Annotated in this window: 19 protein-coding genes; 15 read left to right on the top strand and 4 right to left on the bottom strand. The window is 38.4% G+C overall.

Annotated elements, in window-relative coordinates:
* Window positions 1-5: 5 nt before the first annotated feature.
* The 4 genes from flhB to flgA all read right to left on the bottom strand — a co-directional run bounded on the left by flhB (window position 6) and on the right by flgA (window position 2774).
* A complete protein-coding gene (gene flhB / locus ACYIAJ_RS06585) occupies window positions 6-1136 on the bottom strand; it encodes a flagellar biosynthesis protein FlhB (RefSeq protein ID WP_483564529.1) in 1131 nt (376 codons plus the stop codon).
* Window positions 1137-1278: 142 nt separating this feature from the next.
* On the bottom strand, window positions 1279-1713 hold the full coding sequence (locus ACYIAJ_RS06580) for a flagella synthesis protein FlgN (RefSeq protein ID WP_483564528.1): 435 nt from the start codon (window positions 1711-1713) through the stop codon (window positions 1279-1281).
* Between the two features lie 29 nt (window positions 1714-1742).
* Window positions 1743-2036, bottom strand: a complete 294-nt coding sequence (flgM, locus tag ACYIAJ_RS06575; RefSeq protein ID WP_483564527.1) for a flagellar biosynthesis anti-sigma factor FlgM — start codon at window positions 2034-2036, stop codon at window positions 1743-1745.
* A 78-nt stretch (window positions 2037-2114) separates the two neighbouring features.
* Entirely contained in the window at window positions 2115-2774 is a 660-nt protein-coding gene (gene flgA, locus ACYIAJ_RS06570) for a flagellar basal body P-ring formation chaperone FlgA (RefSeq protein WP_483564526.1), read from the bottom strand.
* 152 nt (window positions 2775-2926) lie between these two features.
* Here flgA and flgB point away from each other — a divergent pair, with 152 nt between their 5' ends.
* From flgB to ACYIAJ_RS06495, 15 genes are all read left to right on the top strand, one after another.
* A complete protein-coding gene (gene flgB / locus ACYIAJ_RS06565) occupies window positions 2927-3337 on the top strand; it encodes a flagellar basal body rod protein FlgB (RefSeq protein ID WP_483564525.1) in 411 nt (136 codons plus the stop codon).
* Between the two features lie 2 nt (window positions 3338-3339).
* Window positions 3340-3747 (top strand): flagellar basal body rod protein FlgC, encoded by a 408-nt coding sequence (gene flgC, locus ACYIAJ_RS06560; RefSeq protein WP_091347942.1) that lies wholly within the window; start codon window positions 3340-3342, stop codon window positions 3745-3747.
* Between the two features lie 13 nt (window positions 3748-3760).
* Window positions 3761-4480, top strand: coding sequence for a flagellar hook assembly protein FlgD (flgD, locus tag ACYIAJ_RS06555; protein ID WP_483560358.1), 720 nt, complete (start codon window positions 3761-3763; stop codon window positions 4478-4480).
* A gap of 16 nt (window positions 4481-4496) precedes the next feature.
* Window positions 4497-5708 carry a flagellar hook protein FlgE gene (gene flgE, locus ACYIAJ_RS06550; protein ID WP_483564524.1) on the top strand — a complete coding sequence of 404 codons (1212 nt, stop codon included), beginning with the start codon at window positions 4497-4499 and terminating at the stop codon, window positions 5706-5708.
* A 14-nt stretch (window positions 5709-5722) separates the two neighbouring features.
* Window positions 5723-6478 carry a flagellar basal body rod protein FlgF gene (locus tag ACYIAJ_RS06545; protein ID WP_483564523.1) on the top strand — a complete coding sequence of 252 codons (756 nt, stop codon included), beginning with the start codon at window positions 5723-5725 and terminating at the stop codon, window positions 6476-6478.
* A 12-nt stretch (window positions 6479-6490) separates the two neighbouring features.
* Complete coding sequence (flgG, locus tag ACYIAJ_RS06540) at window positions 6491-7273, top strand: flagellar basal-body rod protein FlgG (protein WP_091347929.1); 783 nt, start codon at window positions 6491-6493, stop codon at window positions 7271-7273.
* A gap of 10 nt (window positions 7274-7283) precedes the next feature.
* A complete protein-coding gene (locus tag ACYIAJ_RS06535) occupies window positions 7284-7973 on the top strand; it encodes a flagellar basal body L-ring protein FlgH (RefSeq protein ID WP_091347926.1) in 690 nt (229 codons plus the stop codon).
* A 50-nt stretch (window positions 7974-8023) separates the two neighbouring features.
* Window positions 8024-9094, top strand: coding sequence for a flagellar basal body P-ring protein FlgI (locus ACYIAJ_RS06530; protein WP_370516518.1), 1071 nt, complete (start codon window positions 8024-8026; stop codon window positions 9092-9094).
* A gap of 12 nt (window positions 9095-9106) precedes the next feature.
* Window positions 9107-10138 carry a flagellar assembly peptidoglycan hydrolase FlgJ gene (gene flgJ, locus ACYIAJ_RS06525; protein ID WP_483560355.1) on the top strand — a complete coding sequence of 344 codons (1032 nt, stop codon included), beginning with the start codon at window positions 9107-9109 and terminating at the stop codon, window positions 10136-10138.
* A 427-nt stretch (window positions 10139-10565) separates the two neighbouring features.
* On the top strand, window positions 10566-12065 hold the full coding sequence (locus ACYIAJ_RS06520) for a hypothetical protein (protein WP_483564522.1): 1500 nt from the start codon (window positions 10566-10568) through the stop codon (window positions 12063-12065).
* A 723-nt stretch (window positions 12066-12788) separates the two neighbouring features.
* Window positions 12789-14381, top strand: a complete 1593-nt coding sequence (locus ACYIAJ_RS06515; protein ID WP_483564521.1) for a hypothetical protein — start codon at window positions 12789-12791, stop codon at window positions 14379-14381.
* Between the two features lie 441 nt (window positions 14382-14822).
* Window positions 14823-16367: a hypothetical protein gene (locus ACYIAJ_RS06510; protein WP_483564520.1), complete on the top strand. Its 1545-nt coding sequence runs from the start codon at window positions 14823-14825 to the stop codon at window positions 16365-16367.
* Between the two features lie 414 nt (window positions 16368-16781).
* Entirely contained in the window at window positions 16782-18350 is a 1569-nt protein-coding gene (locus tag ACYIAJ_RS06505) for a hypothetical protein (protein ID WP_483564519.1), read from the top strand.
* Between the two features lie 1270 nt (window positions 18351-19620).
* Window positions 19621-20142 (top strand): transposase, encoded by a 522-nt coding sequence (locus ACYIAJ_RS06500; RefSeq protein ID WP_483564479.1) that lies wholly within the window; start codon window positions 19621-19623, stop codon window positions 20140-20142.
* The coding region (locus tag ACYIAJ_RS06495) for an IS3 family transposase (protein WP_483564551.1) at window positions 20115-20637 on the top strand (523 nt) is incomplete at its 3' end. The genes ACYIAJ_RS06500 and ACYIAJ_RS06495, both read left to right, overlap by 28 nt.

Below are 20637 nucleotides of genomic sequence, written 5' to 3'. Positions count from 1 at the left end.
TGCCTTTATTTATTTACGGATAGTGACTCTGGTACGGGTAAATTATTAGGTTTTACTGGTTTATTCCCACCATATTTATGCCAATGTTTTAATTGATATACCCAAGCTAAGATTTGAGCAACAGCGGCATATAGTTCGGTTGGAATTGTTTCACCTATTTCGCCGTGGCGATATAAAGCTCGTGCAAGCGGAGGTGCTTCTAATTGGGGAATGTCATGTTCACTAGCTATTTCTTTAATGCGCAGTGCAAGTTTGTCAGTACCTTTTGCCAATAACTTTGGTGCCATCATTGTTTTTTCATCATATTGCAAAGCAACGGCATAATGAGTTGGATTAGTAACAATAACATTGGCTTTAGTAATATCTTTCATCATTCTTCGTCTAGCGATCGCTTGTTGCATTTGGCGAATTCGCCCTTTAATTTGTGGGTTTCCCTCTTGCTCTTTAAATTCATCTTTGATCTCTTGTTTTGACATTTTTAATTTTTTTAAATTACTCCAAATTTGATAAAAAATATCAAATCCCACCATAGGTATTAACGATATAACGCTTAGCATTCCACAAAGAATGACTAACTGTATTGCTTTAGCTAAAGCATTATTAAAATACATATGTGGTAACGAAAGCATATTAGGGAAATGGTGCATTAAAAACCATGTTGAAGTCATAGCAATTAACATCACTTTAAGTATACTTTTTAACAATTCAGAAAAAACTTTAGTACTAAATATTCTGCCAAATCCAGATATTGGATTTAGTTTTTTAAAATTTGGCTTAATTGATTGAAAGCTAAATAGTAAACCACCTACACAAAGTGGCGCGAATATAGCAACAATAACCAAACCAAAAAAAATTGGGACTATTGACCAAAAACCCTTGGTTAACAAGTCAACTAAATTAAAGACGAGTAATTTATCATCACTTGTTTTATACGAAACTGTTATTGCTGTTCTTATGACTGCGATTAACTGGTTAACTAAGTGTGAGCCCAAAAACTCAAATAAAGTGATACCTATTAACAAGATTAACAACGAAGTTAATTCGCGAGATCGAGGGATCTGCCCCTTTTCTTTAGCCTTTTTTATTTTGCTATCGGTGGGATGTTCGCTTTTATCTAGATCATTATCGTCAGCCATGATGAAATTAAATAAAACTGCATAGTTTGATTAATATTTACAATGCTAACAGTATGAACTAATTACTAACGAGTTATTGGCTTAATAAGAGGGCATTTTTGGGGTATTTATCAGCTTTACCGAAAACAAATATCAATTCTCTTTAAACTTTAGCTCGTTTTGACGAGATAACGTCGGTTTTTTGATAGCCATTATTGGTATAAACAGTAGGACTATTTATACCTTTAAGATAATTGATCGATTGCTGGGTTATATTCATACGATTTTGAATAATTAATCCGTTATCACGATTTATTTTTGATAGTAGTTTTGTTGTATCAGTGATTGATAGCCAATGTGCTGCAATTGTTGGATTGTCTTTATAAGGTGGTTGAATATTAAATTGTTTACTTAACTTTATGCGGTTTTCATCCAGTAACTTTAATTGAATTAGTAACTGACTTTTTTTATTAATAATTTCACTTAACTGATTTGTTAGGCTATTTTCAATTAATATTTTTTGCTCTGTTTGCAGAATTTCTGAAAGTGTTTGTAACATTTCTGTTATTTTGTTTAGGATGTTATTGAGTTCTAACATTTTTGTATTCCTGTAATTCTGACTTATCTTCAAATATGTTGTAGCAATTGTTTAATTAATTTATCTGCAATTTTATTGGTATCAATAGCCAATGTACCGTTGGTAATGGCTTGTTTTATTTTTTCAATTTTTTCCACATCAATATCTTTGTCAGTTGAATGTAAAAGATCCATTGAATTTTGAGTTATACTCACGTTAGTACTGATATTGGCACTGTTTTGGGGGGGTACAGATGCAGTCGGATTTTTTTGTTGTTCATTGACTACATCACAGTTAAGTAGTCTTGATATGGTTCTAACGGATTTTGTTGCATCTATACTCATAAAATACCTTTAATCAAATTTACGATTTAAGTGATTTGTTTAGTCTTATTATCGGCAATAATAAAAAAATCATTAATATTATTTATTGAAAATTATGACTCCTTGGTGAGTCAACGTACCTTCAACAATTTTGTTAGAATTTAGTTTAACTCTAATCTTCTCGTTTAATGCGGCATTGCCAAGTGTTTTTCCACTAGTCGCTACCTCATAACCCCCACCACGAATTATTACTTTAATTATTTGTCCTGCTTTTACCAGCCAACTGTTTTGGAGCATTGTTGTTTTTATTGGTTCACCCGGATTGATATTTCGTAAAGCGATATGATTAAGGGCATCAACTTCATTGACAATAACCGCAGAAGATATTTTATCTAGCCGACCGGATTGAATGCGTATGTTATCTTTGCTAATTACTGTTCCTGCATGTATTGTTTGCTTAGCTACAATATAGTTACCTATAACAGCAACATGAATTTGGATAAATTTTTTCTTATTATCACATTGAGCACTAATCGTCATGTTGCCCCACTGCTTTTTTTTATTCAATAACGCAAGCACTGGTGTATCGCAATCTAATTTAGGTTTAGCGGTAGGATAAGTAATTACAATATTATCGACTTCATAGTTAAATTGTTGAGATATTAAATTATTTATCTGCTTATCAAGTGGATTAGCTAAACCTGTATTCCAGCTAAAAAGCATAAAAATGGCCAGTATTAATTTTACAGTTTTAATCATGTCTACTTATTTGGAATTATTCATAAATTGATTTTACTTTATGATTACATGAAATGAATCTTGAAATAAGGGCAATTTTTATCGTTATTTTCTCAATGACTTTTTTTTGATTCGCTTAAAATCCTAATTATCAAAAAAAGTGAGACGATTTTATGTTTGATAAATTGGATACATGGGTTAATTTTCACCAGCAAGCATTAAATATACGTGCAATGCGACAAAATATATTAGCGGCAAATATTGCAAACAGCGATACGCCTAATTATCAGGCTCGAGATATTGATTTTAATGCTGAGTTAAGTAAAGCGCTTAATAATCAGGCTAGCATTAATCATGTTAGATTGAATACTACCTCCAATCGCCATATCCAGATAAAAGCACCAATCGCACCTAATCAAAATATACTTTATCGTATTCCTTATCAAGCATCGGCTGATGGTAATACAGTCGAAATGGATCAAGAACGTACCTCATTTATTGACAATAGTATTCATTACCAAAGCAATTTAACCTTTTTAGGTGAGCAATTTAAAAATGTAATATCGGTGTTACAGCAAGGATAATAATAATGAGTTTTTCTATTTTAGCCATTTCGGGGTCAGCGTTAATGGCGCAAACCCAACGCATGAATGTCAGTGCCAGTAATTTAGCCAATGCGGATAGTATCACAAGCACTTCAGGTGAGGCTTATCGTGCTAAGCAAGTGGTTTTTCAGGTTGATGATAATGGGTATTCAAATCAAGTGGCTGGCGTTAAAGTTTCGCAAGTGATTGAAGATCCCGCACCAATGAATTTAGTTTATGAACCTAATCATCCTTTGGCCGATGCAAAAGGCTATATTCAAAAGCCTAATGTCGATGTAGTTGCTGAAATGGTGAACACCATTTCAGCATCACGTAGTTATCAAGCAAATGTCGAAGTGATTAATACGGCAAAAAATTTAATGTTAAAAACTCTCACATTAGGGCAATAAAAAGGGATAACTTATGGGTATAGCTAATGTTGCTGTTTCACAATCATCTGGAGTAAAAAGTGCGCAAGCAATTCAAAAAAGCTCATCGGATGGCAATTCGAGCAAAGAGTTACAAGATAACTTCTTAACACTACTTATCGCCCAGATGAAAAATCAAGACCCGACTAACCCAATGGATAATAGCCAGTTAACATCACAACTAGCACAAATTAATACTTTAGCTGGTATAGAGCGACTTAATACCACGTTAGGAATGGTTTCAGGACAGATCGATGACAGCTTATCGGTTAATGCCAGCAACATGATTGGTAAAGGGGTCATGGTACCAGGTAACAAAATTTTAGTGGCAACTACAGAGCACGATGGGGCAGATACTGAAAAAGAAACCATCACAACCCCATTTGGATTCGAATTAGTTCGTGATGCAGATTCAGTGATTATCACTATCCAAGACAAAAATGGCAATGTGGTCCGCGAAGTTGATTTAGGCGCAATCCCAGCAGGGGTAAGCTCTTTCACATGGGACGGCATGCTCACAGATGGCACACTCGCACCAGACGGCAGCTATACTTTTTCAGTTAATGCCAGTTACGACGGGCAAAAGGTATCATCAACATCATTATCTTATTCAGTGGTATATGGTGTTATCAATAGCAAAGTTAATAATAAAGTATTACTAGATTTAGGAATACTCGGTTCAATTAGTATTGACGAAGTGCGTCAAATTCTTTAGAGGAGATAAAGTTCACATGGGATTTTCTCAAGCAGTAAGTGGCATGAATGCGGCATCAAAACAATTAGATGTCATTGGTAATAATATCGCTAATTCCGCAACCGTTGGGTTTAAAAGCGCGAGTATCTCATTTGCTGATATGTATGCTGGTTCAAAAGTAGGCATGGGCGTAAAAGTCGCTAGCGTAATGCAAAATTTCAATGATGGCATAACCACCACAACTAACAACAGTTTAGATGTTGCAATTTCTGGTAATGGTTTTTTCCGTTTAGTAGATAGCAGTGGACAAATTTACTATACTCGCAATGGTCAATTTCAGTTAGACGCTGAACGGAATATTATTTCGGCAGATGGACTGCAATTGACAGGATACCTTGCAACAGGTACACCACCCCAAGTACAACAAGGTGCAGCTCCAGGGCCACTAAAAATTTCACAAGAAATGTTGAATGCTTCAGCAACAACAAAAGCGACTTTGCAAACCAATTTAAATTCAAATAGCAAAGTACCAACAAAACAACCCGTCAATGCCCTTGATGCAGACACATTTAATTATTCTACAACGATTACAACTTATGACTCCTTAGGTAACCAACGTAATGTTCAGCTTTTTTATGTAAAAACGGCTGATAACCAATGGGATGTCCATTGTCTTGATAGTAGTGATCCTAATGGCAGTTTACAAACAATTGGCCAAATGGAGTTTGACGCATCAGGAAAATTAATTAGTGATCCTGAAATGACTATTAACATTAATGGGTTAAATGGATCTGCAAATAACACCTTCACTTTATCCTTGGCAAACAGCTCTCAACAAAATATGGGTAAAGAAATGGGCAGTATTAAAACACCAATAGTTGATGGTTATGCACCGGGTGATTTAATTGGTTACAGCATTAATGACGACGGCTCAATTTATGGTGTTTATTCAAATCAACAAACCATGTTATTAGGTCAAATTGCTATGGCGGATTTTGCCAATATTAACGGATTAGAATCAGCAGGTAACAACAATTGGCGATCAACCATAAAATCGGGTGGTGAAGTCTTAGGGGTTGCCAAGTCTGGTACATTTGGTTCATTAGCTAGTGGAGCGCTTGAATCGTCAAATGTTGATATGAGTCAAGAATTAGTAAATATGATTGTTGCTCAGCGTAATTACCAATCTAATTCACAAACAATTAAAACACAGGATCAGATCCTAAATACGTTAGTTAATTTGCGTTAATTTAAGGGTTATTTATGGATAGGGTTATTTATACGGCAATGTCAGCTGCGAGGCAAACGCTCAATCAGCAATCGATAACAACACATAATTTAGCTAATGTATCGACTTCGGGATTTAGAGCACAGTTAACCGCGATGAAAGCGGTACCTATAGTGGGCAATGGTATGGCGACACGAACGATGGTCGCTGCAACCACTCCAACTTTTGATTCGACTATGGGGGCATTTAATTATACCGGACGGAATATGGATGTCGCTTTAGAAGAAAATCATTGGCTAGCGGTACAATTAGCCGACGGCAGTGAAGCTTATACTCGCAATGGTGCAATCCAGATTGATGCAAACGGCGGACTCAATGTTCAAGGCTATCCATTAATTGGCGACAATGGTGTTTTAACGGTTCCTCAACAATCTAAAGTGAGTATAAGTAGTGATGGAACTCTTTCCGCATTGGGAGCAGGCGATAAACCGACTACTATTGCTCAAGTAGGAAAAATCAAAAAAGTACATCTTGAGCGCCATGAAGTAATACGTGGGGACAACGGTTTTTTTCAATTAACTGAAGAAGCTCGTAATGCACGAGGTACAACATTAGAAGATAACCCAAAAGCAAAACTCATGTCGGGCGTATTAGAGGGCAGTAATGTTAACCCTGTTACGGCGATGGTGGATTTAATTAGCCATTCTCGTCAATTTGAAATGCAGATGAAACAAATTATCACTGCTGACGAAAATGCACAAAAAGCGAATCAAATTTTATCACTTTCATAAAAAGGAATAACAATGATTAAATCATTATGGATTGCCAAAACGGGATTAACGGCACAACAAATGAATATGGATATCATCTCTAATAATTTAGCTAATGTCAGCACCAGCGGTTTTAAACGACAACGAGCAGTATTTGAAGACTTATTATATCAAACCATTCGCCAACCCGGTGCTCAGTCTTCAGAACAAACAACATTACCGTCTGGATTACAAATTGGTACTGGCGTGCGTCCTGTTGCAACAGAGCGGGTTCACAGCCAAGGGAATTTAGAATTAACCGATAACAGCAGTGATATAGCTATTAATGGACAAGGTTTTTTCCAAGTGCTACTACCCGATGGCACACAAGCTTATACTCGTAGTGGTGCATTTCAGGTTAACCAAAATGGTCAACTTGTTACCGCATCTGGATATGAAATACAGCCAACAATCAATATTCCAGCCAATGCCATCAAAATGACCGTTGCCCGTGATGGTATCGTTAATGTAACCCTAGCCAACCAATCAGCTCAAGTACAAGTTGGTCAATTAACATTACATACTTTCATTAATGAAACAGGTCTTGAAAGCATGGGCGAAAATCTTTATTTAGAAACTGAAAGCTCAGGCTCACCAACCGAAAACACCCCAGGGTTAAATGGTGCAGGTTTGTTATATCAAGGTTATACCGAAACCTCTAACGTTAATGTTGCTGAAGAGTTGGTGAATATGATTCAAGTCCAACGTGCTTACGAAATTAACAGCAAAGCGATCTCAGCATCCGATCAAATGCTACAACGCTTAAATCAACTATAAAGTTAACAACATGATAAGCATATTGAAATATTTTTATATTCTCATTGCATTGTGCCTAATCGGTTGTGCTCAATTACCTAAAAAAGCATTGGTTGATGGGCAAACGAGTATTGTTCCGCAAATGCCTGAAATTGTGAACACCAGCGGATCAATTTATCAGGCTGCTCAGCCCACGAGTTTTGGCTATCAGCCTATGTTTGAAGATCGCCGTCCGCGTAATATTGGTGATGTATTAACTATCGTTTTACAAGAAAACGTCAGCGCAAGTAAAAGCTCATCGGTTAATGCAGGACGAAATGGTTCGGTGAATTTAGGTGTAAAAACAGTGCCTAAATTTTTAGATGGCTTAGTCGGAAGAGGCAAAGCCAATACCGAAATGTCTGGCGGCAATGACTTTAAAGGGGCTGGAGGCGCTAATGCAAAAAACACCTTTAATGGTACCATTACCGTCACCGTTCAAGATGTCATGATCAACGGCAATTTAAAGGTTATTGGTGAAAAGCAGATAGCAATTAATCAAGGCACCGAATTTATTCGCTTTTCTGGTATTGTTAATCCAAGAACCATTAACGGCAATAATACTGTTATCTCGACTCAAGTTGCTGATGCACGTATTGAATATGTTGGTAATGGGTATATCGATGAAGCACAAACGATGGGCTGGCTACAACGCCTATTTTTAAATCTGTCCCCTTTTTAATGAGTATCATTATGCTAAAAAAGTTGCGTATTTTTGTTTGTTTTATCTTTATGATGATATTAATCGTCCCAGCAAGCTATGCTGAACGCATTCGCGATTTAGTTACCATTCAAGGCGTAAGGGAAAACGCGCTAGTCGGTTACGGTATTGTTGTCGGGCTAGATGGTACTGGCGATCAAACATCACAGACACCTTTTACTATTCAAAGTATCACTAATATGCTATCTCAATTAGGTATTACCGTACCATCGGGCAGCAATATGCAATTAAAAAATGTTGCAGCTGTCATGGTCACGGCAAAATTGCCGTCTTATTCACGAGTTGGACAACAAATTGATGTTGTAGTGTCTTCGCTCGGTAATGCCAAAAGTCTGCGTGGTGGCACATTAATCATGACACCACTAAAAGGCGCCGACAATCAAGTATATGCCATTGCCCAAGGCAACCTTTTTGTAGGGGGAATGGGGGCAAGTAGCAAAGGAAGCAGTGTCAGTGTTAACCAAACAGCAGGCGCAACTATACCTAATGGTGCAACGATTGAACGTGAATTAGCCACTCGTTTAGATGAGCAAGATACTATCCACCTGCATCTTAACCAATTCGACTTTACCCGAGCTCTAAAAATAACCGATGCAATTAACCGATTACAAAAAAATAGCGCAGTCGCCCTAGATGGCACCACAGTGTCTATAAAAATGCCCAAAGAAAGCCAAGCACGCGTACAGTTTTTATCTAAAATACAAAATTTAGAAATAGGTAGCACACCTATTTCTGCCAAAGTAGTTATCAATACGCGAACAGGCGTTGTTGTCATGAATCAAAAAGTACAGCTTGATAACTGTTCGGTAGCTCATGGCAACTTATCTGTTGTAGTGAATAACAAACTCAACGTAAGCCAACCTAACACCCCACTTGCGGGTGGTGCAACTGTGGTAACACCTGAAACAGAAATCGGCATTGAGCAAAGTGGTGGTGCATTACACAATTTGGCGGCAGGAACAGACTTAAATCATGTCATTAATTCACTCAACTTATTAGGTGCAAACCCGACCGAATTAATGTCGATTCTTGAAGCACTGAAATCGGCAGGTTGTTTACACGCAACGCTTGAAACAATTTAAAGAATATGGCTTATGAATAATACAATTGGTCAATCAATTAACCGTTTTGCTTATGATTTATCTGGGCTAAACCAACTAAAACGCAGTGCAATAAATGGTTCATCAGAAAGTGTTAAACAAGTGGCTAAGCAATTTGAATCACTGTTTATCAACATGATGATGCAATCCATGCGTAAAGCAGTGCCTGAAAGCGGCTTATTTAGCCAATCTGCCACACAGCTGTTTACTTCCATGTTTGATCAACAAATTGCCCAACAAGCTGCGGGAAAAGGATTTGGATTAGCCGACATCATTACCAAACAATTAACTCATAATACATCGCCATCGACAAAGGTGAATTTACAATCGAATGCAAGTAACACTCAGCAACATCTTCGTTTAGCGCAATCTTTATTTAGTGATAACGCATCGAACATTACCCCCCAAGCGTTGGGGCAAATGCTTTATCGTAGTCATAAAGAAACTCAAACTACCAAGCAAACTAGCTCTACGCATGAATTATCATTACAAACACCAATAAAAGGTGATAAGGAAGAACACATTGTTAAATTTGTAAAAGACTGGCTAGAGCCCGCCAAACAGGCGGCAAAAAATTCTGGCATTCCTTATGAAGTCATTATTGCACAAGCCGCATTAGAAACTGGCTGGGGGCAAAAACAGATCAAAACCGCAAATAACCAATCAAGCCATAACTATTTTGGTATCAAAGCAACCGCATCATGGAGTGGGGATTCTACACGGTTAATCACGCAAGAATTTTTGAATAATAAAATGATTAAAATCGAAGATGATTTTAGAGTCTATAATAGCAAACAACATGCACTGACTGACTATATCCATTTATTAACCCAAAGCCCTCGTTATCGTGCTGTCGTCAATGCGCCAGATGCCAGAACGGCAGCTAAAGCTCTACAAGCGGCACATTATGCCACTGATCCAAATTATGGCGACAAACTAATTCAAATCATCAGCCGCATTGAACAAATCGCCGAAACTAATCCGCCAACAAAGGTGATGGGCTTTAAGCAAATTGCGTTTAATTAACAGTAGTTTGCTAGGTTTAAAAATAACCAAATAAAAACTTGAATAAAATAAATGGTTTTTCTGACATTTTTTATTGAGTATTGAGTTTGGGGATAGTGATTTTGGGCATTTTTGATTTAGCTATTCAAAATAGCTACAGCCAACCTATTCCATCCGCCAAAACAAAAAAGACATTATTTTCCATCAAAAATCGGTCAGGAAAAATATTGATTTTATTCAAGTTTTTATTTGGTGGTTTTTAACCAAAACCTCTGCCAAAAACGTTTCCAAGACACCATGCCATTAACAAAACTTTACAAAAATAAACAAAAAAGGGCTGTTTCTTTATTTTGTGGCAGAATACAATCTTTCATCCGGACAAAAGTCCTTATTGTTGAGTAACAATCCTGAAATTCCCATAAAAAATTTATTTAAAAGGTAGGTTGTTATGTATTGTAATTACTCGGTGTATCTTTTGGGGTATCAAAGTAGCAGTTATCGAGATCCCTCAGGCGCTTTATTAATACCGCTGAATTTAGCGAAATTCTTATTTTTTTCACTAAGGTCGATATTTTTATCAAAATCGCCATTGGCCTTTTCACCCTTACTATTACTTTTTTCATTTAATGCGCAGGCGTTATCGGTTTATACATCAAAAGCTATTGAGGGGAGTGCACCATATATCACGTTTGATGGGGGGCGAACCAAAGCAACAACGACTGACACATTATTGGCTATTGAGTTACCGGATGGGAGTACCCTTACGCCATCGACGAATACCTCAAGTTCGACAAATCCGATAAGGTTAATCAATGGCAATACCTTTAATGATATACACATGGCGGTGCCGTCGGGGGTAAATACAGTGAATTTAAATGACTTAATTACTCAAGGTAATTGGGGTGATGATGATGGGGATGGTCAGGGTGCTAATGGTGTAACGGCGACGGGGAGTATATCGGTAGATATTACTGATAAGAATGATCGCACTGTAAGTCGTAGTGAAACCTTAAATAATTGTAATGCCCCTTATAAAATAAAATTAAGTAGTACAGGTGGAAGTCTAGTTACCCAGTATGGCGTGCCGAATAGTAGTACTTTTAGTGGTAGTTCGGTAGTGTATTATATCAATCCGAATAACGATGTTAGTGTTTGTTACGCAAGGCCGAATCTTAATTGGGGCGAAAACCAATTTGCCGGCCCATCCAACATATGGAATCCTGATAAGGGTTTTTTAGTTCAGTCAACAAATTCTACCTCTTACGGTCTTAATTTTCCGACAACGGGTGCAGATGGATTATATTTTGATCTAGATATAGGTGGAATCGATGCGAGTCAGTTGACGTGGTCTCCGGTTTCGCATGAAGGGATAACAGCTACAGTCAATTGGACGCAAAATGTAACACGGGTAACGTTAAGCGGTCCTAGGCCGGATAGCACTCAAATACAGTCAGATAATCCTCGTCCACTAACAGTGCCATCTTTGCCGCAGACTTTTGAGCTAGAGGGTAGGGATAGTAGCGGTAATGTGGTGGTTAAATATGGATTTGTGTTGAAGCAGTGGTTCGTCAATCGGGGTAATGTACACGATACTCAGTATCACCACTTATCTTGGTGTAGTCTTTTAGGTTATCAAATGCCACAGGTCAAGGAGTTAACTAACGCGAAGTGTGGTATAAATCCTTATTTCCCATGTATAAATGGCATAGATGGCGCCATGCCGTCGTCATATACTGAATATTATCAACGTCGAATAGATGCAGGTTTTTTCACTGAGTGGGGCGACGTGAAAGGTTACCATAATGTTGGATTTTCTGGCTTCTACTACTGGTCGAGTGATGCCTCGTTCTTTGTCAACGCGGCTTTCGGCGATGTCACTGCTCTTAGTATGTCTGTTGGCACCTATGCTGTTTGCTCTACACCTCCACTTTTAGTACATAGTCCTTAATCCCTTGACTGCGGAGGTTATGGTGCAAATAGAGGACAATCTAACAAAGAACAGCGTTTGCACAGGTGGGCAGTGGGACAATAAGATTAGGTGTTATTTAATGACGAATATAAAATAAATAAGAATAACCAAGCAGTTGGTGGTAAGGATAAGTGTTTGCTATGCAATTTAAGATAGTGGTGTTAATTCAACGAATGGAATCTATTAAATACTTGGCATAATATGCCTAACAGTAAAATGAGCACTACTAGCACAGCACTTATTCATCAACCAAGACTTTCAACCTAAAATTGTCACGCAAGCTTGTTGATAAAAAGGACGAAAGTAAGGGGATATGGCTAAATCAGCGACATATGCATCTTAGGTTGCAACTTCCCGACTGGAGTGCGAAAAGTTTTTGATTTTAGTTATACACCAACTGACTTGGCCCTCAAAACAAAGTTAAAAGACAACGACACGACAACCCATAAAAAATAACATAGTAAAAATCGGTCATAAAAGATATAGATTTTATTTATGTTTTTATTTTTTTATCCAAACAACTGTCAAAAACGGCCCCTAAGAAATCAAATTCTTAACAAAACTTTACAAAAAAATCAACAAAAAAGCTAGTTGTTTATTTTTTAGCAGAATATAATTTTTACCCGGACAAAAGTCCGAATCATTAAGCGAGCAAACAATTCTAAAATTCCCATAAAAAATTTATTTAAAAGGTAGGTTGTTATGTATTGTAATTACTCGGTGCATCTTTTGGGGTATCAAAGTTGCAGATCATCGAGATCTCTCAGGCGCTTTATTAATACCGCTGAATTTAGCGAAATTCTTCGTTTTTTCGCTAAAGTCGATATTTTCAAATCACTATTGGCCTTTTCGTCCTTGTTATTCATTTTTTCGTTTAGTGTGCAAGCGTTATCGGTTTATACATCAAAAGCTATTGAGGGTAGTGCGCCGTATTTAACCTTTGATGGGGGGCGAACCAAGGTAATAACGACTGACAAATTATTAGCTATTGAGTTACCGGATGGGAGTACCATTACGCCATCGACGAATACCTCAAGTTCGACAAATCCGATAAGGTTAATCAATGGCAATACCTTTAATGATATACACATGGCGCTGCCGTCGGGGGAAAATACAGTAAGTTTAAGCGACTTAATCACTCAAGGTAATTGGGGTGATGATGATGGAGATGGTCAGGATACAAATGGTGTAACGGCGACAGGGAGTATATCGGTAGAGATTATTGATAAGAATGGTCATGCAGTAAGTCGTCGTGATGCATTAAGTATGTGCAGTGCCCCTTATAAGATGACATTAAGTAGTACAAGTGGTAGTTTAGTAACGCAGTATGGTGTACCAAATAGCAGTATTTTTAGTAGCAGTTCAGTGGTGTATTATATCAATCCGAATACCAATGCTGGTATTTGTTACGCAAGGCCGAATTTATTATTAGGTAACACTACTGGTTTCGATAATTATGATAATCCTAGTTTCGCTGGCCCAGCTAATATTTGGGATCCAGAGAAGGGTTTTTTAACTCAGTCAACAAGTTTGTCATCTTATGGTCTTAATTTTCCCACAACGGGTGCTGATGGATTGTATTTTGATTTAGATATAGCAGGGGTTGATGCAAGTCAGTTGACTTGGTCTGTTGCCACAAATGGTAGTATAAGTGCGACAGTGAGCTGGACAAGCCCACGTGATAATAGATTCAGAGACCCAGCGGGATATCCCTTACGAGCTGATGGATGGATTCGTGATAAATCCCAGCATGTAACACGGGTAACGTTAAGAGGTCCTAGGGCGGATAGAGCTCAAATAGAGTCAGCAAATCCTAGTTCACTAATTGTGCCATCTTTACCGCAGACCTTTGAGTTAGAGGGTAGGGATAGTAGCAGTAATGTGGTGGTTAGATATGGATTTGTGTTAAAGCAGTGGTTCGTCCATCGGGGCGGTAAAGTCGATACTCAGACTAACCAATCCTCTTGGTGTAGGAGTTTGGGTTACCGTATGCCAAAGATTAAGGATTTGACTAACGAGAGGTGTGGTGTAAATAATGCGTTTCCATGTATAGGAATAGAAGAAGCCCAACCATCGGGTGATGGTGATCATTACATGCGTCACATAGCTGCTGGTTTTTCTGCTGAGTGGGGTCGCGTGGGCTATTATGAGGGTACGGACCTAGTCACACCTAACTACTGGACGGATGAAATAAAGAATGGTTATAGTTTCTTTGTCCGGCCGTCCAACGGTTCAGTCGACAACGACCCTAGTAGTAGTAATTTTAGCCATTTTGGCCTTTGCACCGCACCTTAGTCGCTGTGGATGATTATGGGTAAATAGAGAACAACCTAACCTAACAAAGAACAGCGCCTCGCGTAGTTGGGGTGCCTTATTGGATTGCGTTGTTGCGCGAAAGCTATGATCTATCTTATTCATCCAAAGCTAAAACGCCCGAAACCACCGCACCTAATTAATTTCATTCACCAATCCCAAAGGGCCTTATTTTCTATTAAAAAATGGTCAGAAAAGGTATTAATTTTATTAAGGTTTTTATTTGGTGGTTTTTAATCCGAATAACTTCTAAAAACGTTTCCCAAGACATTACTTCATTAACAAAACTTTACAAAAATAAACAAAAAAAGGCTATTTCTTTATTTTGTGGCAGAATACAATCTTTCATCCGGACAAAAGTCCTAATTATTTAGTAACAATCCTGAAATTCCCATAAAAAATTTATTTAAAAGGTAGGTTGTTATGTATTGTAATTACTCAGTGTATCTTTTGGGTTATCAAAGTTGCAGTCATCGAGATCCCTCAGGCGCTTTATTAATACCGCTGAATTTAGCGAAATTCTTATTTTTTTCACTAAGGTCGATATTTTTATCAAAATCGCCATTGGCCTTTTCACCCTTACTATTACTTTTTTCATTTAATGCGCAGGCGTTATCGGTTTATACATCAAAAGCTATTGAGGGGAATGCACCATATATCACGTTTGATGGGGGGCGAACCAAGGCAACAACGACTGACACATTATTGGCTATTGAGTTGCCGGATGGCAGTACCCTTACACCATCGACGAATACCTCAAGTTCGACAAATCCGATAAGTTTACCGTATGTGGGGGGTAATTTAGGTCATATAACCATGGTCGTTCCGTCGTCACGGAGTTCAATCAGTATAAATGATTTGATTGCTCAGGGTAATTGGGGTGATGATGATGGAGATGGGCAGGGTGTAAATGGAGTTACCGCATCAGGGGATATATCGGTATCGTTTACGGATAAAGATGGCAATATCGTTAATCGTAGTGATGTATTAGATGTATGTAAGGCTCCTTATAGGGTAACCTTAAGTAGTACTGATGGGTATTTACAAACAGAGTACGGGGTTCCAAATAGAGCCAGTTTTAATGGTCAGACGGTGACATACTATATTAACCCGTATGGTGTGACTGGGGCTGCTGTTTGTTACTTTGCGAAGTTCGCAAGACCGAATTTTTATTTTGGCACAGGCGATTTTGCGGGCCCAGCTAACATATGGAATCCAGCTAAGGGTTTTTTAACTCAGTCAACGAGTTCATCATCTTACGACCGAAACTTTCCAACTACGGGTGCGGATGGATTGTTCTTTGATTTACTTATAGATGGAGTTGATGCAAGTCAGTTGACGTGGCCTCCGGTCACGCGTGGTGGTATAACGGCTACGGTGACAAGTGTAACAGCTAATGATAGTTGGATTCCTTATGTTGATAAGGGCAAGATTGTTGCACGTGTTAAGTTAAGCGGTCCTAGGGCGAGTAGTGCTCAGATAAGCTCAGCTAGTCCTAGTCCTCTAACTGTCCCTTCTTTGCCGCAGACCTTTGAGTTAGAGGGTAGGAATAGTAGGGGTAATGTGGTGGTTAAATATGGATTTGTGTTAAAGCAGTGGTTCGCCCATCGGGGTTATAAAGAGGGTATGCAGTCTAACCAAATATCTTGGTGTAGTAGTTTGGGGTATCGTCTTGCTAGGGTCAGGGATTTGACTAACGCGAGGTGTGGTGTAGATGGTATGTTTCCATGTGTAAATGGTATAGATGCCGCCACGCCTAACTCATCTGTTAATTTTTTCATGCGTCACATAGGTGCAGGTTTTTTCACTGAGTGGGGCCGCGTTGCTTACTACGCTAATGTGGGATTCGTCGACGACAACTATTGGACAATTGACGTAAAAGATAGCAATGACTTCTTATCTGTCAGCTCGGTTAACGGCGCCGTCAACACATACTATGGCCCCTACACTGTTTGCACTACACCTTAGCTTTTATTTCTTAGTTCTTAATCCTTGGTCGCGGGGGCGGTTATGGTATAAATAGAGGGCAATATAGCAAAGAATAGCGCCCCCGCGTAGTTGGGGCGCCTTATTGAGTTGCGCTGTTGCGACGAAAGCGATTGTCTATTTTATTCACCCAAAACAAAAAAGCCTTATTTTCCACCCAACATTTAAAATATATTGATTTTATTTATTTTTTTATTTGTTGGTTTTTAATCCGAACAACTTCTAAAGACGTTTTCCAAGACATTACTTCATTAATAAAACCTTACAAAAATAAACAAAAAAAGGCTATTTCTTTATTTTGTGGCAGAATACAATCTTTCATCCGGACAAAAGTCCTAATTATTTAGTAACAATCCTGAAATTCCCATAAAAAATTTATTTAAAAGGTAGGTTGTTATGTATTGTAATTACTCAGTGTATCTTTTGGGTTATCAAAGTTGCAGTCATCGAGATCCCTCAGGCGCTTTATTAATACCGCTGAATTTAGCGAAATTCTTATTTTTTTCACTAAGGTCGATATTTTTATCAAAATCGCCATTGGCCTTTTCACCCTTACTATTACTTTTTTCATTTAATGCGCAGGCGTTATCGGTTTACACATCAAAAGCTATTGAGGGTAGTGCGCCGTATTTAACCTTTGATGGGGGGCGAACCAAGGCAACAACGATTGACTCATTATTGGCTATTGAGTTGCCGGATGGGAGTACCCTTACGCCATCGACGAATACCTCAAGTTCGACAAATCCGATAAGGTTAATCAATGGAAGTACCTTTAATGATATACACATGGCGGTGCCGTCGGGGGCAAATTCAGTGAGTTTAAATGACTTAGTTACTCGAGGTAATTGGGGTGATGATGATGGGGATGGACAGGGTGTTAATGGCATTAATGCGACGGGGAGTATATCGGTAAGTTTTAGTGATAAGGATGGTAATGCAGTAAGTCGTCGTGATACATTAAGTGTATGTGGTGCTCCTTATAAGGTAACATTAAGTAGTACAGGAGGGTTTTTACAAACACAGTACGGAGTTCCTAATACCACTAATTTTAGTAGTAGTACAGTGACGTATTATATCAATCCGTATGACAGTGGGACTGGTGTTTGTTACTTTGCGAAGTTCGCAAGGCCGAATCTGAAGTTTGGCGCAGGTAATTACGCAGGCCCAACTAGCATATGGAATCCTGATAAGGGTTTTTTAACTAAGTCAATAAGTTTGTCATCTTACGATCTTAATTTTCCCACAACGGGTTCTGATGGTTTATTTTTTGATTTACTCATAGATGGGGTTGATGCGAGTCAGTTGATTTGGCCCCCGGTCACGCGTGGTGGAATAACAGCTACCGTGATAAATGTAACAGCTAATGAATCATGGATTCCTAGTGCTGATAGTGGAAAAGTTGTCGCACGTGTTCTGTTAACGGGTCCTATGGCGGATAGAACTCAGATGGAGTCAGATAATCCTAGCGCACTAATTGCACCATCTTTGCCGCAGACCTTTGAGTTGGTGGGTAGGGATGGTAGTGGTAATGAGGAGAGGTATGGATTTGTGTTGAGGCAGTGGTTCGTCACTCGGGGTAATAAACGAGATACTCAGTCTAACCATATATCTTGGTGTAGTCGTTTGGGCTATCGTATTGCTAAGATTAGGGATTTGACTAACGCGAAATGTGGTGTAGATCCTGATGGTTATTTCCAATGTATAAATGGCATAGATGGCGCCACGCCTAGTTCATCTGTTAATCGTTACATGCGTCACATAGGTGCAGGGCTTTTCACGGAGTGGGGCTACATGTACAGTTACGGCTATGGACATTTCACCAACTATGACTATTGGACGGGTGACTCAGCAGGTAGCGATGGCTTCGTTGTCGACACTGACAATGGCCTCGTCAGAAACCTCAGTGCTAGCGTCACCCGTTACGGCCTTTGCACCGTACCTTGGTTTTTATTTCTTAGTTCTTAATCCTTAGGCTGTGGGAGCGCCTTATTGAAGTTGAGCTGTTGTAGTTTAAATTGGTGTTCTATTTTAGCGCGGCAAGGTTTCGGACGTTTTGACTTTGGGTGAATAAAATAGCTACAGTGACTACGTCCGAGCAAAGGGAATTAAAGCGAATTCCCTTTGCAATCCCACGCTTTAGCTACAGAATGTGGCCTACGGCACTACTCGTATCATCCTGATACTCGCCTCTACGAGGCCATCTTCGCTGTGCTCAGATGTTCAAATTTGTTCCAGACAAATTTGTCCGACGCCGCTCGGTCTTAACGCACCGTTTGTGATGCGTTCCCGACGCAGCACAAACTCGCCAAACATTCTTGTTTGGCGTGCTAACCTCACTCTGTTGTCGGCACATTCTGACGCCGGAATAAGACAGACAACATAATCTTAGGTGTTTTTGGTGAATTGTTTTTGTTAAAAAACAATGTAATTGCATCCAAAAAGCGGTCAGGAAAGGTATTGATTTTATTGAAGTTTTTATTTTTGTATTTTCAAGGAAAATCAACCGCTTACATAACCTAAGCAAAGCGCCGACATACAACAAATCAACAAAACCACGAATAGCGCCCTAATAACAGCAATCTAACCGCTCCAAACCCTTTTTTTAACGATAATTTAAAATTAAATAAAATCAATAAATTATAAAACACCTCAAAAAAAGGGTTTTCAAAGATGAAATTGTTGTTTATCTTTATACAGCAAGATTTATCAAATCTTAAGCTCTACCTTAACGCCGTGTAGGCGGTTTAGAAATTATTGATTTATATTCTTTTTGCGCATTTAGCCCTTAACGCCGTGTAGGCGGTTTAGAAAAACTGGTGAAAAAGCTATATCGTTATATAACTCCTTAACGCCGTGTAGGCGGTTTAGAAATCTTTTTTGATTAATTGTATTGTACAATACAACCTTAACTCCGCATAGGCGTTTAATTCAAATAAAATCAATCATATAATTATAAAAACATAATATCTTCCAAAAACGATGGTTATATTGTTTGTCTTATTCCGGCGTCAGAATGTGCCGACAACAGAGTGAGGTTAGCACGCCAAACAGGGATGTTTGGCGAGTTTGTGGTGCGCTTGGAGCGCGTCCACAAACGGTGCGTTAAGACCGAGCGACGGCGTTGGGTAGCCGAAGGCCACATTCTGCAGCCAAAGCGTGGGTTGTTAGGGAATTCGCTTTAATGAACTGCCCCCCAAAAGTTGGATTGTTTAAATCTACTTTTGGGAACAAAATTATGGCCAAAAAATATCCATTCGATTTTAAAAAACAAGTTATTGAACATTATTTTAAGAGTAATGATGGTTATGGTTTAACCGCTTGGCACTTTCAAGTGCCTGTCGGTACAGTGGAGTCGTGGGTAAAGTTATATAAAAGAAAAGGCATTGAAGGACTAAAACCCGTCACAAAACCAAGGTATTTTTCTCCAGATTTTAAATACAAAGTGGTCAGGTATTTTATAGACAATCATCTTTCACAAAATCAAGCTGCTTTGGCGTTTGATATACACTTTGGATATGTAGGCCACTGGTTTAAAATATACCAAAAATATGGCAAAGCAGGTTTTTCAATGACACCGAATCCACCACAGGGAAAAGCAGATAAAAAAATGGCTCAAAAAGTTAAAAAAAATAGTGAAAAAACAAAAGAAGAATTGCTCGAAATGGTCAGTGACCTTGAAGTGGAGGTGGCTTATCTAAAAAAGTTGGATGCCTTACTTCGACAAAAGAGATTGGAAAAAAAGAAAAGTATCAAATAGTTGATGAATTAAGGAAAAAATATCCCTTAAATAAATTGCTTAGCGCATCAGGTTTGTCGCGAAGTACTTTTTACTATCACGATTCGGCTAAATCTAAAATTGATAAAAATAGTGAATTAAAAGCGCTTATTATCAAGATTTATGAAGATAACTTTAGTCGCTATGGTTATCGACGAATTACGGCTGAATTACAAAATAAGAATGTCATTGTGAATCATAAAAAGGTGCTACGTTTAATGAAAGAAATGAGCTTAAAATCCTTGATAAGAGGAAAGAAATATCGTTCTTATAAATGTCGTCTTAGTGCTGTGCCCAATCTATTAAACCGTGATTTTAAGGCGACTAAACCTGGTCAGAAATGGGTAACGGATGCAACTGAGTTTAAAGTGGGAAGTAAAAAACTGTATTTATCACCTATATTAGATTTATACAATCGGGAAATTGTGGCTTATAACTTCAGTGAACGCCCTTGTTATGAATTGGTTGGTGATATGT

Source organism: Gilliamella sp. X-46 (genome assembly GCF_057063525.1).
The sequence above is the reverse complement of the archived record's forward strand: the minus strand, read 5'-3'. Positions and strand labels throughout refer to the sequence as shown.

Bases quoted from the DNA above. Each gene is read 5' to 3' on its own strand.
- flgB (WP_483564525.1), top strand. From the start codon at position 2,927: ATGTTTGATAAATTGGATACATGGGTTAATTTTCACCAGCAAGCATTA.
- ACYIAJ_RS06530 (WP_370516518.1), top strand. From the start codon at position 8,024: ATGATGATATTAATCGTCCCAGCAAGCTATGCTGAACGCATTCGCGAT.
- flhB (WP_483564529.1), bottom strand. From the start codon at position 1,136: ATGGCTGACGATAATGATCTAGATAAAAGCGAACATCCCACCGATAGC.
- flgG (WP_091347929.1), top strand. From the start codon at position 6,491: ATGATTAAATCATTATGGATTGCCAAAACGGGATTAACGGCACAACAA.
- flgA (WP_483564526.1), bottom strand. From the start codon at position 2,774: ATGATTAAAACTGTAAAATTAATACTGGCCATTTTTATGCTTTTTAGC.
- ACYIAJ_RS06580 (WP_483564528.1), bottom strand. From the start codon at position 1,713: ATGTTAGAACTCAATAACATCCTAAACAAAATAACAGAAATGTTACAA.
- ACYIAJ_RS06520 (WP_483564522.1), top strand. From the start codon at position 10,566: ATGTATTGTAATTACTCGGTGTATCTTTTGGGGTATCAAAGTAGCAGT.
- ACYIAJ_RS06535 (WP_091347926.1), top strand. From the start codon at position 7,284: ATGATAAGCATATTGAAATATTTTTATATTCTCATTGCATTGTGCCTA.
- ACYIAJ_RS06505 (WP_483564519.1), top strand. From the start codon at position 16,782: ATGTATTGTAATTACTCAGTGTATCTTTTGGGTTATCAAAGTTGCAGT.
- ACYIAJ_RS06515 (WP_483564521.1), top strand. From the start codon at position 12,789: ATGTATTGTAATTACTCGGTGCATCTTTTGGGGTATCAAAGTTGCAGA.
- flgE (WP_483564524.1), top strand. From the start codon at position 4,497: ATGGGATTTTCTCAAGCAGTAAGTGGCATGAATGCGGCATCAAAACAA.
- flgM (WP_483564527.1), bottom strand. From the start codon at position 2,036: ATGAGTATAGATGCAACAAAATCCGTTAGAACCATATCAAGACTACTT.
- ACYIAJ_RS06510 (WP_483564520.1), top strand. From the start codon at position 14,823: ATGTATTGTAATTACTCAGTGTATCTTTTGGGTTATCAAAGTTGCAGT.
- ACYIAJ_RS06500 (WP_483564479.1), top strand. From the start codon at position 19,621: ATGGCCAAAAAATATCCATTCGATTTTAAAAAACAAGTTATTGAACAT.
- flgJ (WP_483560355.1), top strand. From the start codon at position 9,107: ATGAATAATACAATTGGTCAATCAATTAACCGTTTTGCTTATGATTTA.
- ACYIAJ_RS06545 (WP_483564523.1), top strand. From the start codon at position 5,723: ATGGATAGGGTTATTTATACGGCAATGTCAGCTGCGAGGCAAACGCTC.
- flgD (WP_483560358.1), top strand. From the start codon at position 3,761: ATGGGTATAGCTAATGTTGCTGTTTCACAATCATCTGGAGTAAAAAGT.